The sequence below is a fragment of the Acidobacteriaceae bacterium genome, from assembly GCA_028283655.1.
GTDB lineage: Bacteria > Acidobacteriota > Terriglobia > Terriglobales > Acidobacteriaceae > Granulicella.
In genome coordinates this window covers 614,511-626,765 of record JAPWKE010000003.1, presented here as the reverse complement: position 1 = coordinate 626,765, position 12,255 = coordinate 614,511, and the positions used below count along the sequence as shown (strand labels likewise).

Sequence of the window (12,255 nt, the reverse complement as noted above, 5' to 3'; positions counted from 1 at the left end):
CTAGTAAGCCCGAATCTGTTCTTTGTAGCTGTCGAAGTTGCGCTTCAACTCGCGCAGGCTGTCGCCGCCAAACTTATCGATCACCAGGCGCGCCACCGTGAGCGCGACCATCGCTTCGCCCGCAACACCGGCTGCAGGAACGACACAGACATCGGACCGTTCGTAGGCTGCCTTGGTACCCTCGCGGGTTTCGAAGGAGACGCTGGGCAACGGACGGCGGAGCGTCGAAATGGGCTTCAGGTAGCCGCGAACGACGAGATCCTGCCCATTCGAGATGCCACCCTCTATGCCGCCCGCGTTGTTCTTTTCGCGGGTGAACTTGGTGAAACCGTCGCCTTCGCCCTCGGCAGCGTAGCCGATTGCGTCGTGGACCTGCGAGCCGGGAGTGCTGGCGGCGGTGACGCCGCGGCCGAGTTCGACCGCCTTCACCGCTTGCAGGCTCATCAGCGCCTGCGCGAGCAGGCCGTCGAGGCGCTCGTCCCAGTTGACGTGCGTGCCAACGCCCGGAGGCAGACCGTGCACGACGACTTCGAAGATACCGCCGATCGTGTCGCCGGTGCGGAGCGCGGAGTCCACCTCGGCCTTCATACGGGCCTCGGCATCGGGGTCAACGCAGGCGAGGAGCACGTCTTCGCGGCTGCGGATGGTGCGGATTTCGTCGAAGCTGGCCTCGCGTCCAAGCTCGGCCGTGCCGACGCGGACGACGTGCGAGGCGACTTCGATGCCGAGTTCGAGCAGAAGCATCTGCGCCAGAGCGCCACAGGCCACGCGTGCGGCAGATTCCCTAGCGCTCGCTCTTTCAAGCACATAGCGGGCATCCCTGAAGTCATACTTCAGGGCTCCAGCGAGATCGGCGTGGCCGGGGCGCGGGCTTGCGACGGCTTTGTGCTTCTCTGCATCGCCTTCGCCGACCGGCAGAATCTCTTCCCAGTTCTTCCAATCGTTGTTGGCCAGGGTCATGGCGACCGGCGAACCGATCGTCTTGCCGTGGCGAACTCCGGAGAGAATGTGCGCGGTGTCCTTCTCGATGCGCATACGCCCGCCGCGGCCGTAGCCCTGCTGACGACGCCAGAGTTCGCGATTCAAGTACTCCTGAGCCACCGGCACACCGGCGGGAAGACCACTCACCAGAGCCACGAGCGCTTCGCCGTGACTTTCCCCTGCTGTAGAAAACCTGAGCATAACCAGTTGATTATACCGGCGCGGAGGGGCAGAGTTTCCGCTGATCGACCAAAGCCTTGCAGCGGATTCGCGGAAGCCGCTATTCGAAGGTGAACGGAAGGGTGTCGAAGATGGCTTCTTCGGTGGCGGCGGGGTCTTCGTCCTTTGCGTCCAGCTCGACGGTCTGCGCCGGCGGGGCGGGCTTCTCTTCGGCGAGGTAGGTCCTGGAGTCGAAGAGCGCGCGGTCCATGGAGCGAACCCAGTCGGTGACTTCGTCGGGCTTCTTGCCGGCGGTTCGGGCTGTGGCGAACTCGCCGCGCAGGGTCTGGAACTTGGCCTCGAGGTCGTCGAGCGCGGAGAGAAGCATCGCCTCGGGGGTCATGGGCAGCTTGGGAGAGCCGAACTCAAGCTTGCCGTGGTGGGCGAGGATCATGTGCTCGAGCACGACGCGCAGGCGTGGCGGGAAGGGCTCCGCACCGGGCTCTGCGTTCAACTGCGCGATCTTTTCGCCGATCATGCCGACGCCGATGGAGATGTGTCCGATGAGCTGGCCTTCGAGCGTATAGCCGAAGCTCGACTTCCAGCTCAGCTCGCGGATCTTGCCCATGTCGTGGAGGATCGCTCCGGTGACGAGCAGATCGGGGTCGACCTCGGGGTAGAACGGCGCGGTGGCGAGGCAGACGCGGACAAGGTGCAGGACGTGCTCGAGGAGGCCGCCGATCCAGGCGTGGTGCAGCCGCTTGGCGGCCGGAGCGACGACGAACTTCGGGCCGATCTCGGGATCGTTGAGAAAGCTGAGGACGAGGCGCTGCAGGTGTGGGTTGGTGAAGCGGCTGACGATGCCGCGCAACTCCGCGTCCATCTCGGGGATGTCGTACTGAGTGGTCGGGACGAAGTCTGCGGAGTCGACTTCGGAGTCGGCGGCGAAGCGCATCTTCTGGAGCGTGATCTGAAACTTGCCCTGATACTTCGAGATCTGTCCCTGCACCTTGACGTAGCAGCCCTCGGCACACTCGTTGAGGGCGTCGGCGAAGTCGTCCCACATGCGAGCTTCGAGCGAGCCGGTTTTGTCGGCGAGCGTCAGCGCGAGGTATGTGCCGCCGGTTCCCTTGCGCTCACGCTGGCTTAGCGCGGCGAGGGCGAAGTAGGTGGTGATGCTCTGGTTCTCAAAACGGGCGGCGTCGCTGACGTAAAACTCTTTCATGGGCAGGCTTATTGTACGGCTCGCTGCTGTGCGGTGTGAGGTTCGCGGTATGGGGTGAGAGAAGCTTCGACGCGAAGGGATTTGCGGGAGTGTGGCGGGGCCTTATACGCCAACGAGAACGGCCCGCTTGCGCGGGCCGTTCTCGTTGGCTTGGGCTGCTTCCCTTACTGCGGGGGAACAGGTGTCGTAGCAGGTGCGTTGGGATCAGCCGAGGTCGTCTTGGGAATCGGCTGACCGGCAGGCGATGCTCCCGGAGCAGGCTGGTAGGTCGGCGGCAGGGTGGTCTTGTCTGCCGACGGCTTGGACTGCACAGCCGGAGCGGTCAGCGTCGGATTTACCGTCTGGTCAACGACCACAGGCTTGTTCTCTTCGGCCTGCTTCGCTGGCTTTTCAGTCAGGCGCTCCTTGGGATCGCCCTTCTTCCGCTTCTGCTTCTTCTTATTGGTGTCGCCGTTCAGGCCGAGGGCCTTCTGGCGGTAGGTTTCGTCGGCAGCTTCCTGCTTGGTCGCCTGCTGCGAGTGCTTGTTCGCACGAACCTTCGTGTGCTTGGCCTTGTTCTCCAGGCGCTCTTCCTCTGCCTGACGTTCTCGGTCAGAGTAGCGCGACTTGCGGTCGGTCGTTTTCTGCTGCGCGAGCGGATCGTCGTTGACGTCCGTTCCCGTTCCGGTCGTCATCACGGTGGTGGCCTGCGTCGGAGCCATTGCCACACCCGGCGCCTGGCCGGTCAACGGAGTATTTTCCTCGATCGTTGCCACGCCCATCGCCGGAAGAGCGTTGCGCGGAGCCTGACCGTAACGCACCTTCTCACGCTTCGTTTTCTTATGCTTTACCGGCATGGCGACATCCTTCGCGCCAGCCTTGCGGGCCTGCTCCGCAGCCTTCATTTCCTGCTTTTCGCGAACCTTCTCGCGGGAAGCGGCAAGCGCTGCAGCAGCTTCTTCCTGCTTCTTCTGCTCAAGACGCTGCTTGGCGATCGCCTTCTTCTTCGGCGCGGGAGGAGCGTACGCCGTGAAGGTGGGCTTCGATTCCTTGCGGTCCGAACCGGTATCCACAAAGCCCGGCTTGATGTCGAGGTACGCCTCGTCGCGAGCCTTCGTCAGATAAGCGCGCAGCGCGGGCTGCAAAGCGTTCATGTAAATTGCGCTCTGCACATCCTGCTCCACGGCACTGAGCGGAGGAATGCCAGACTCCTGATGCGAGTCAACGTGGAGAATTACGTAGCCCTGGCGGGTACGGATCGGTGCGGTGGTGCCGCCTGCGGGAAGGCTAAAGGTAGCCTTTTCCAGCACGTCACCCAGCGAACCACGCTTGAAGTCGCCGAGATCGCCGCCAGCCGAAGCTGTGGGTCCACCGGAGACCTTTTTGGCGAGGTCTGCAAACTTTGTTCCAGCCTTCAACTGCGCTGCGGCATCGTCAGCCTTCTTCTCTGCCGCAACCAACTGAGCGTCTGTCGCGTTATCCGGCGTGGGGATCAGGATTTCGCTGAGGTGGATCTGCTCAGGAACGCGGAAGTCTTCCTTATGCGCGTTGTAATAGGTCTCTTCCTGCCCATGCGTCATGCGGATGGAGCGGCCGACCTCTTCGCGCACCACGCTCTGCGTGATGATGCGGTCCTTGATTCCCTGCTTGAAATCTTCGAAAGACACGCCCTGCTGCTCGGCGGCCTTCTGCAGTGCTTCCATCGAATCCAGGTGATTCTGCTTACGAATTTCGTCGAGCTGACGCAGCGTCTCAGCATCACCGGTGATGCCGAGTTCCTTCGCCTTCGAGATCAAAAGCTGCTGGTCGATCATGTCGCGCAACAGATTTTTCTCGCGGTCAGAGTAATCAGACGGCGAGAGGTTTTGCTGCTGGGCCTCCTGCAACAGGCTCTGCTGCGAGCGCAGGTACTCCGTACGCGTGATGATGCGATCATTCACACGCGCGATAACGTCTTCCACCACCTCGCCGTTCGGCGTGATGGCGGTGGGAGTCGGCATCTTCGGCAGTTGCAACTGCGGAGCCATGGGAAACTGCGTTCCCGGCCCGGGATAACGTGGCTGTGCCGTCTGCGCTGCGGCAGCGGCTGTGACACAGCTCAGCAAAAACGCGGTCGCCGTTACCCGCAAACCCACAACTCGGCCAGTCTTCGAAACGCCCATCTGCTTCTCGGTCATCCGTTCCTTTTGCTGTATTCGACCGCGCTCCGGGCGCTACGTCACCAGCTTTTCCATTGTAGAGGAGAAAGCCGCTCATCCGCTTGCGACGCGCACCTATCCAAACGCATATACTTACGTCCAAACGGGGAAGCTTTCCGCTCTGCCCCTTTTTCGAGGATTGTTCACCTATGCCCAGCCGCACTCGCCGCGCTTTGTTCACCTCCACTTTATTTCTTTCGGCCTGCGCCGTTGCCGGAAGCCTGCTCGGCGGCCGTGTGGCGGCACAATCGGCAACGGATGAGTCCACGTTGCGCGACTCGATGAAGAACTTTACCGACGCCTACTCTATTGTGGAAGCCAACTACGCCGACAAGCTGAACACCGACCAGGTGGACAAGGCGATCTATGATGGCGCGATCCCAGGCATGCTCGATACGCTTGATCCCCACTCGAACTTCTTCGATCCAAAGGCTTTCGCCAAGATGCGCGAAGACCAGCAGGGCAAGTACTTCGGCGTGGGCATGACGATTCAGCCGCAGGGCACGAAGATCGTCGTCGTCGCACCGTTTGAAGGAACGCCGAGCTATCGCGCCGGCATTCGTCCGGGCGACGTGATTCTCTCTGTTGACGGCAAGAGCACGGAAAAGATGGACTCCTCGGACGTCGCGTCTGTGCTGAAGGGACCGCGTGGCACGCACGTCATCGTTGTGATGGCTCGCGAAGGCTCGCCGAAGCCGCTGACCTTTGACCTGATCCGCGACGAGATCCCGCACCTTACCGTCGATCTCGCGTTTGAACTTAAGCCGCATATCGGCTACGTCCACATTGCCAGCTTCGGTTCGGAGACGACGGCAAAAGAGTTGCAGGACGCGCTGGACAAGTTTGGTCCCGGCCTGCAAGGTCTGCTGATCGACCTCCGCGGTAACCCCGGTGGTCTGCTTAATATGGCTGTCGACGTCAGCGACAAGTTCCTGCAGAAGGGACAGATCGTGGTGTCGCAGCGTGGCCGTGCCTTCCCTGACCAGGTCTATCGCTCGCCGCATGGTTCGGACGCCAAGTACCCGATCATCGTGCTGGTGAACCGCAACACGGCATCGGCAGCGGAGATCCTCTCCGGCGCGCTTCAGGACCATGACCGCGCACTGATCGTGGGCGAAACCACCTTCGGTAAGGGCCTTGTGCAAACGGTCTTCCCGATCAGCGAGAACACCGGGCTTGCGCTGACCACGTACCACTACTTCACCCCGTCGGGTCGCTTGATCCAGCGCGACTACTCGGGCGAATCGCGCTTCGACTACTTCTACGTTCGTGACGATGCGGCCCCGGCTAACAACACGAACAAGGAAGTGAAGCTCACCGACTCCGGCCGTACGGTGTACGGTGGCGGTGGCATCACGCCCGACGAGAAGATTGCAGAGATCAAGAGCAACCACCAGCAGGATGTCCTGTTGATGAAGTATGCGTTCTTCAACTTCAGCAAGCACTACCTCGCGACGCACAGCAGCGTTCCCCGCGACTTCGTGGTGGACGATGCGGTGATGAACGACTTCAAGAGCTTCCTGAAAGAGAACAAGATCGAGTACACCGATGCCGATTTGCAGACGAACATCGAATGGATCAAGACCAGCATCAAGGCCGAGCTTTTCACCGCTCAGTTTGGTCAGACCCAGGGCATGATGGTTCGCGCGGCATGGGACCCGCAGATCGCCAAGGCGATCACGTACTTCCCCGAAGCGGAAGCTCTGTACCTGCACAAACTGCCTTCAGAGCATGGCGGCGCACAACAAACCGCAAGCCGCTAATGTGGCTGCAGCAAATAAGAAGGGCCGCTCTGATGAGCGGCCCTTCTTACTTGCTGCTTACAAATCTTTTGGAGCGGGAGACCGGGATCGAACCGGCGACATTGAGCTTGGGAAGCTGACGTTACCTTTGTTTCTTCAAGGCCCACCTAGCCTCATCATGTGTTTACTGCAAAAGACTGATTCACAAGTATCTACCCATTTGCATTCTGCGCGTTCCTTGCACTCTCGGCATACTGTGTCCTGCGGTTCGCCCAAGAATGAACAGTATGGACAGTAAGCTCCGACTCGCGAAAACCCCAGGAGCAAAGCGTCGTTAGCCGGTGTCTAATTCACTATGCGCAAGTTGAGTCGGTGGGTAACGGTATCGTCGTTTTTCGTAATCCCACTTTTCCTGGGATGCTCTCACCGTGAGCAGGATCGAGCGACAACGGCAGTCGTTAAAACTCCAGAACTTTACTTCTTCATCCGCCCGACAACTCAGCTCTTCTCGATGGGCGAACCTGTGACATTCGGTTTTCAGCTTTATAGCCGCTCAGAGCAACCGATACTGGCCAGCCTGCAAGGTAACGACTTTGTGCATTTCAAAGTCACGGGGCCGGACGGCACCGCAATGCGCTGGCAAGGAAAAACGCAGGCCGACCCCAAAGTGAATGCTGCAGCCGATCTCACAGTACTCAAACAGTATCAGGCGATCTCTACGACCAGAGCCATCTCGCTCAAGGATGGCACGGGATTTGCATTCGACAAACCAGGCGAGTACACGCTTCTCGCTGAGTTCTCGATGGGACCGCCAGAGAGCTTTGCTCGATTTTCCGGCCAAGCAAAACCAGCAGTTGGGACATTCCCGTCTTCGAAGCTGAAGTTTTGTATCGAAGCGTGCATCGTGCAGGATCTTACCGTTCATCCCAATTCTCCCGAAGCGGCGATTGAAACCATTCGGAAGTTCTACGCTGCCATCACCAAATATAGGCCGTTGGGAATTCCATCCGGAAAAGCAAAGACGGTGCTTTGGCCGCTTCTCAGCAAGCGGCTTGTTCAAGAGATCGATGGGCTAGCGGCTTGCGACCGAGGCTACTACCGGCGCTATGGCAAGATTCTTCTCGCCGAAACGTCAAAGCCCGCGACGCCTTGGTTAGAAGAAGGTCTCTTCACCGGGCCTAACGATGCGGCGACGCCACCTTCCTTTCGGATCGTCAGCAGCCGGGCAGTCGGCGAGAACCGAGTTGATGCTCTGCTCGCGTTCAAAGAAGATTGGGGCGATTCGGAGGGTAATGTAACGGCAATTCTAGAGAACGGTCACTGGGTAATCGACGACTACATAGCGATGTACGGGAATGACGAACTACTTCGCCTGTCTGCGGGATATTCGGAGTGCAAAGATGGTCGATGGGTCGGTGAACCGGCTTACTGATGCGACTAGAGAGTATGCCTATGGAACTTGGAGCGGGAGACGGGGATCGAACCCGCAACCAACGGCTTGGGAAGCCGCTACTCTACCATTGAGCTACTCCCGCTCGGGAGGACGACCAGATTACCAGCTTGGGAATGGCTGACGTTCTGCCACGGAACTACTCCCGCTTACAGCGTAATTATATGCCGAAGTTTTCATCCGTTCGAGGAGTGTTACTGCCTGAAGAGAGTTCCCGTCAGGCAGCAGGCTGCTGCTTCTATCACCTTCTATGCGTGGGAACACGGCAGCAGTTATGACTGCGGTCTTCATGGCACATGGTTTTTTACCTTAGCCAAAATGGTGAGGGACTCCGTTTCCAGCAGATCGAGGAATGACTGCAGGACCACGGATGGCACGCCCTTCAGCCAGGTTGCGATCAACTCGACGCGAGCCTCATCGGGAGTAAGACGCAGAAACTTCACGCCATCTGCGCGGAGATTGCTTACGCAGGCAGGGACGATCGCGGCTCCAGCTTCGGAAGCCACAAGCGAGAGCACGGTCTGCATCATGTTCGGCTCGTACTCCACGCGCGGAACAAAGCCTGCTTCCTTACACAAAGCCGTGATGCTGTCGTATAAGCCCGGTGCGCCACGACGATGGAAGAGGATCAAAGGCTTGCCTTCAAACGTATTCAGCGCCACGCTCTTCCCTTTTGGCGCGCAGTGATCGGGCATCGCGACCAGCAGAGGTTCCTTGTAAATAGAGCGCGTGTTGAACAGTGCTGCCTGATCGCGGGTGAGTGGGCGCGTGAAACCCACGTCCAGCTCCCCACGAGCGAACGCTTCGTCCTGCTGCAGTGGCGTCAGTTCTTCCAGCACAAGCTTCACCCCAGGGTAGCGCTGCCGATACAAGCGAATCAGATCGGGAAGGAACGACGACGTTGCTGACCCCAGGAAGCCAATGCGCAGCGTTCCGATCTCACCACGTGCGGCTCGGCGGGCTGCATCTATCGCGTGCTGAGCCTGCTCCAGAACACGCACGGCCTCAACGTAAAACACCTCGCCTTCGGGTGTGAGACGGGCGCGCCGCTTCTCGCGATTGAACAGCTTCAGCCCAAGCTCTTCCTCCAGCTCAGACACGGCCTGGCTCAGCGCAGGCTGCGCGATATTCCGCTGCCTTGCGGCCTCGCGGTAGCCGTTCCACTGAACCACTGCAGTGAAATAACGAAGATGTCTTAGCTCCAAGGTGAACGCCTTTTCTTATCAAGTTGATCGGATCTTCTTAGGAATCATATCAACTCGCCAAAGTGTCTACTCCAGTAGCTGACGGTTATGAACCGAGCTAAGGAGAAAGAAAATGTCGAACGCTACCGCTACCGAAACCCTGTTCCAGCCGCTCACCGTTGCCACCGCACCTGAGGCTTCCAAGCCGATTCTCGAGAACATTCAGAAGGGCTTTGGCTTTATCCCGAACCTGATGGCCACGTTCGCCAACAGCCCCACCGTACTGCAGGGTTACCTTGCCATGGATGGCGTTTTTGAGAAGGGCACGTTCTCGCCCATCGAGCGTCAGCTGATCCTGCTCGCTGCGAGCGAAGAGAACAAATGCAACTACTGCGCAGCCGCACACTCCACCATTGCCAAGGCTTTCCTCCACGCACCTGCTGAGACGATCGCTGCCGTTCGCGATGGCAAGCCCGTGGCAGACAAGAAGCAGAACGCGTTGGTGAATCTGGTTCGCGAGATTGTGCGTGAGCGCGGCTTTGCTTCGCCTGCAACTGTGGAGGCATTCCTCGAAGCGGGCTACCAGAAGCCGCAGGTGATGGAACTGCTGCTTGGCGTCGCGCTGAAGACGGTCTCGAACTACCTTGACCATCTCTCCCCGGCAACGATCGACCAGGCCTTTGCAGCGGAAGCTCGGTAAGAGCTTCCGCCCCAGGCGGAACACACTACAAACCTTTCTCAAGGAGAGACGCTGATGGCGACGCAGGTATTGCAAACAACAAACGAACTCGACGCAGCCCGCGATCACTATCGCAATGAAGTGATCCCGGCTGACAAGCTGAAGATCATGGATGCTGCGACGGAAGAACTGATCCGTAGCGCTCTCCGCGAGTCTTCTCTCAGCGAAGGCAACCGTGCGCAGGACTTCATTCTCATGGACGCGCACGGCACACCGGTTCGCCTGCAGCAGTTGCTGTCGGCCGGCCCAGTAGTGATCGCGTTTTATCGCGGAGGATGGTGCCCGTACTGCAACATCGAACTTCGCGGCCTGCAGCGAGCACTGCCGGAGATTCAGAAGCTCGGCGCTTCGCTGGTTGCGATCTCACCGCAGCTCCCGGACAACTCCTTATCAACCGAGGAGAAGAACGGCCTGCAGTTTCCCGTGCTTAGCGATGTAGGTAACAAAGTGGCACGGCGCTTCGGCATCGTCTTCACACTGCCCAATGACCTTCTGGAGACCTACAACCAGTTTCAGCATGGTCTGGCGATGATGAACGGAGAGACCGGCGCAACGGAGTTGCCGATCCCGGCCACGTTTGTGCTCGACCGCAGCGGCATCATCAAACTCGCCTACGTGGATGAAGACTACACACGCAGGCTCGATCCGGAGATCGTGCTCGACACACTCCGCCAACTGAGCGCCACAGATCAAGGAGGCAAACAGTGAAGAAGCTACTCTCACCCCTCTCGCTTGGGCCTTATACCCTTCGCAACCGCGTCGTTATGGCACCGTTGACCCGCACCCGCGCGGATGAAGGCAACGTGCCCAGTGCGATGGCGCTCGAGTACTACCGGCAGCGCGCTTCAGCCGGCCTGATCATCACCGAAGGCACGCCCGTATCGCCGTTTGGCCATGGATATCGTGGCACACCAGGCATCCATACGGAAGCGCAGCGCGATGGCTGGCGGCCCATTACGCAGGCCGTGCATGAGCTTGGCGGCACGATCTTCCAACAGATCTGGCACGTTGGTAGGCTCTCGCATCAGGACCTCCAGCCAGGCGGCGTGCTTCCTGTTGCTCCGTCAGCGATTCGCTCCTCGGGCGAAGCCCTGACCTGGGACGGCCCTAAGGCTCGCCCTGTGCCGCGAGCACTTGAGGCTGCCGAGATTCCCGGTGTTATCGAAGAGTTTCGCCGCAGTGCGCAACTTGCACTCGAAGCAGGTTTCGACGGCGTCGAAGTTCACGGGGCCAACGGTTATCTGCCGGACCAGTTCCTGAATAGCAGTTCGAACCATCGCACCGATGAGTGGGGCGGCTCGGTCGAAAACAGGGCACGCTTTCTGCTGGCTGTTACTGACGCCGTCATCAACGTCTGGGGAGCGGATCGCGTCGGCGTACGCCTTTCACCTACCAACGAGCACGGCGACATCAGCGATAACAATCGCTGGGAGACCTACAGCTACGCCGTGGCAGAAGTGAACAAGCGCAGGCCTGCGTACATTCACCTGGTGAGCCCGCGCGTCTCCGGAAACCTCGATGTGCAGCCGCAGCTTGATCTCGGGCCCGATCGCTTTCGCCCGCTGGTGACCGGCAACACACGTCTGCTCGCAGCAGGAGGCTACAAGCCTGCTGACGCAGAAGCGCTGCTGCAGCGTGGCGATGCGGACGCTATCGCCTTCGGTCGTCTCTTTATCGCAAACCCAGATCTGCCCCATCGCATTGAGCTCGACGCAGAGCTCAACAGCTATGACCGCAGCACCTTTTACACGCGTGGAACAGAAGGCTATACCGACTATCTCACGCTCGAACAAGCAGAAGCAGCTCGTCAAGAGCACACAGAAAGAGAGAACGAGTATGTCGAAGTTGAACAGTAAGGTCGCAATCGTTACAGGTGCTTCCAAAGGCATCGGGGCCGCTATCGCCACAGCGTTCGGTGCTGCAGGAGCCTCTGTCGTCGTCAACTATGCGAGCAGCCGTGACGCTGCCGAGCACGTGGTGCAGAGCATCGTAAGCGCAGGCGGCAAAGCTATCGCCGTGCAGGCCGATATGTCGAAGACTGCCGATGTGGCAAAGCTCTTTGCCGCAACGCAGAGCGAGTACGGTCGTCTGGATATTCTTGTAAATAACGCGGGTGTCTTCCAGTTCGATCCAATTGAAGCTGTGCAGGAGCAGGAGTTTCATCGCGAGTTCAACACAAACGTTCTCGGGCCTGTGCTTGCCATCCAACATGCGATCAAGCAGATGGAAGAAGGCGGAAGCATTCTCAATATCAGTTCGGTCTACGCGTCGAACCCCGGACCGGCCTCGGCGATTTACTCGGCCAGCAAGGCTGCGGTCGATGTCATCACCAAGGTAGCAGCGAAGGAGCTTGGCGCCCGCAAGATTCGCGTAAACTCCATCCTTCCCGGTGTTACACGCACGCCTGGCATACAGAGCATCGAAGGCTTTGAGGAGACGGTCGGCAAGCAACTCGCAGCGAACACACCTCTTGGCCGACTTGGAGAGCCTGAAGATATCGCGAAGGCAGCCGTGTACCTTGCGTCTGAAGATTCCGCATGGATCACCGGCGAGACGATTCGCGTAAGCGGAGGTCTGCAGTAAGAAGCAGGGATTTTC

General features: G+C 59.4%; 10 protein-coding genes and 1 tRNA gene. 6 read left to right on the top strand and 5 right to left on the bottom strand.

The window, feature by feature from the left end; translation table 11 throughout:
* The 3 genes from aroC to PW792_05365 all read right to left on the bottom strand — a co-directional run bounded on the left by aroC (nucleotide 1) and on the right by PW792_05365 (nucleotide 4,521).
* Entirely contained in the window at nucleotides 1-1,182 is a 1,182-nt protein-coding gene (gene aroC, locus PW792_05375; GenBank protein MDE1161362.1) for a chorismate synthase, read from the bottom strand.
* A 79-nt stretch (nucleotides 1,183-1,261) separates the two neighbouring features.
* The gene (locus tag PW792_05370; protein MDE1161361.1) at nucleotides 1,262-2,365 is read right to left on the bottom strand and encodes an OB-fold nucleic acid binding domain-containing protein; all 1,104 of its coding nucleotides are present in this window, start codon (nucleotides 2,363-2,365) and stop codon (nucleotides 1,262-1,264) included.
* Nucleotides 2,366-2,529: 164 nt separating this feature from the next.
* Nucleotides 2,530-4,521, bottom strand: a complete 1,992-nt coding sequence (locus PW792_05365; protein MDE1161360.1) for a peptidylprolyl isomerase — start codon at nucleotides 4,519-4,521, stop codon at nucleotides 2,530-2,532.
* 170 nt (nucleotides 4,522-4,691) lie between these two features.
* Here PW792_05365 and PW792_05360 point away from each other — a divergent pair, with 170 nt between their 5' ends.
* Together PW792_05360 and PW792_05355 are read left to right on the top strand one after the other, a co-directional pair.
* Nucleotides 4,692-6,305: a S41 family peptidase gene (locus PW792_05360; protein MDE1161359.1), complete on the top strand. Its 1,614-nt coding sequence runs from the start codon at nucleotides 4,692-4,694 to the stop codon at nucleotides 6,303-6,305.
* Between the two features lie 334 nt (nucleotides 6,306-6,639).
* Nucleotides 6,640-7,716, top strand: coding sequence for a hypothetical protein (locus tag PW792_05355; GenBank protein ID MDE1161358.1), 1,077 nt, complete (start codon nucleotides 6,640-6,642; stop codon nucleotides 7,714-7,716).
* A 28-nt stretch (nucleotides 7,717-7,744) separates the two neighbouring features.
* On the opposite strand, the gene PW792_05350 is transcribed toward PW792_05355, so the two are convergent.
* Nucleotides 7,745-7,819 (bottom strand) — tRNA-Gly (locus PW792_05350).
* Nucleotides 7,820-8,021: 202 nt separating this feature from the next.
* Nucleotides 8,022-8,939: a LysR substrate-binding domain-containing protein gene (locus PW792_05345; GenBank protein ID MDE1161357.1), complete on the bottom strand. Its 918-nt coding sequence runs from the start codon at nucleotides 8,937-8,939 to the stop codon at nucleotides 8,022-8,024.
* A 112-nt stretch (nucleotides 8,940-9,051) separates the two neighbouring features.
* Between PW792_05345 and PW792_05340 the strand changes: the two genes are divergently transcribed.
* From PW792_05340 to PW792_05325, 4 genes are read left to right on the top strand one after another with little or no spacing between them, the layout of a single operon-like run.
* A complete protein-coding gene (locus tag PW792_05340) occupies nucleotides 9,052-9,618 on the top strand; it encodes a carboxymuconolactone decarboxylase family protein (protein MDE1161356.1) in 567 nt (188 codons plus the stop codon).
* Between the two features lie 54 nt (nucleotides 9,619-9,672).
* Entirely contained in the window at nucleotides 9,673-10,365 is a 693-nt protein-coding gene (locus tag PW792_05335) for a peroxiredoxin-like family protein (GenBank protein MDE1161355.1), read from the top strand.
* On the top strand, nucleotides 10,362-11,513 hold the full coding sequence (locus tag PW792_05330; GenBank protein MDE1161354.1) for an alkene reductase: 1,152 nt from the start codon (nucleotides 10,362-10,364) through the stop codon (nucleotides 11,511-11,513). The genes PW792_05335 and PW792_05330 overlap by 4 nt, the downstream gene beginning before the upstream one ends.
* Nucleotides 11,494-12,240: a glucose 1-dehydrogenase gene (locus PW792_05325; protein MDE1161353.1), complete on the top strand. Its 747-nt coding sequence runs from the start codon at nucleotides 11,494-11,496 to the stop codon at nucleotides 12,238-12,240. The genes PW792_05330 and PW792_05325 overlap by 20 nt, the downstream gene beginning before the upstream one ends.
* The last annotated feature ends 15 nt before the right edge of the window (nucleotides 12,241-12,255 follow it).

What these genes read in the sequence shown, in the direction of transcription:
- aroC (MDE1161362.1), bottom strand. Translation starts at nt 1,182, where the DNA reads ATGCTCAGGTTTTCTACAGCAGGGGAAAGTCACGGCGAAGCGCTCGTG.
- PW792_05370 (MDE1161361.1), bottom strand. Translation starts at nt 2,365, where the DNA reads ATGAAAGAGTTTTACGTCAGCGACGCCGCCCGTTTTGAGAACCAGAGC.
- PW792_05365 (MDE1161360.1), bottom strand. Translation starts at nt 4,521, where the DNA reads ATGACCGAGAAGCAGATGGGCGTTTCGAAGACTGGCCGAGTTGTGGGT.
- PW792_05360 (MDE1161359.1), top strand. Translation starts at nt 4,692, where the DNA reads ATGCCCAGCCGCACTCGCCGCGCTTTGTTCACCTCCACTTTATTTCTT.
- PW792_05355 (MDE1161358.1), top strand. Translation starts at nt 6,640, where the DNA reads ATGCGCAAGTTGAGTCGGTGGGTAACGGTATCGTCGTTTTTCGTAATC.
- PW792_05340 (MDE1161356.1), top strand. Translation starts at nt 9,052, where the DNA reads ATGTCGAACGCTACCGCTACCGAAACCCTGTTCCAGCCGCTCACCGTT.
- PW792_05335 (MDE1161355.1), top strand. Translation starts at nt 9,673, where the DNA reads ATGGCGACGCAGGTATTGCAAACAACAAACGAACTCGACGCAGCCCGC.
- PW792_05325 (MDE1161353.1), top strand. Translation starts at nt 11,494, where the DNA reads ATGTCGAAGTTGAACAGTAAGGTCGCAATCGTTACAGGTGCTTCCAAA.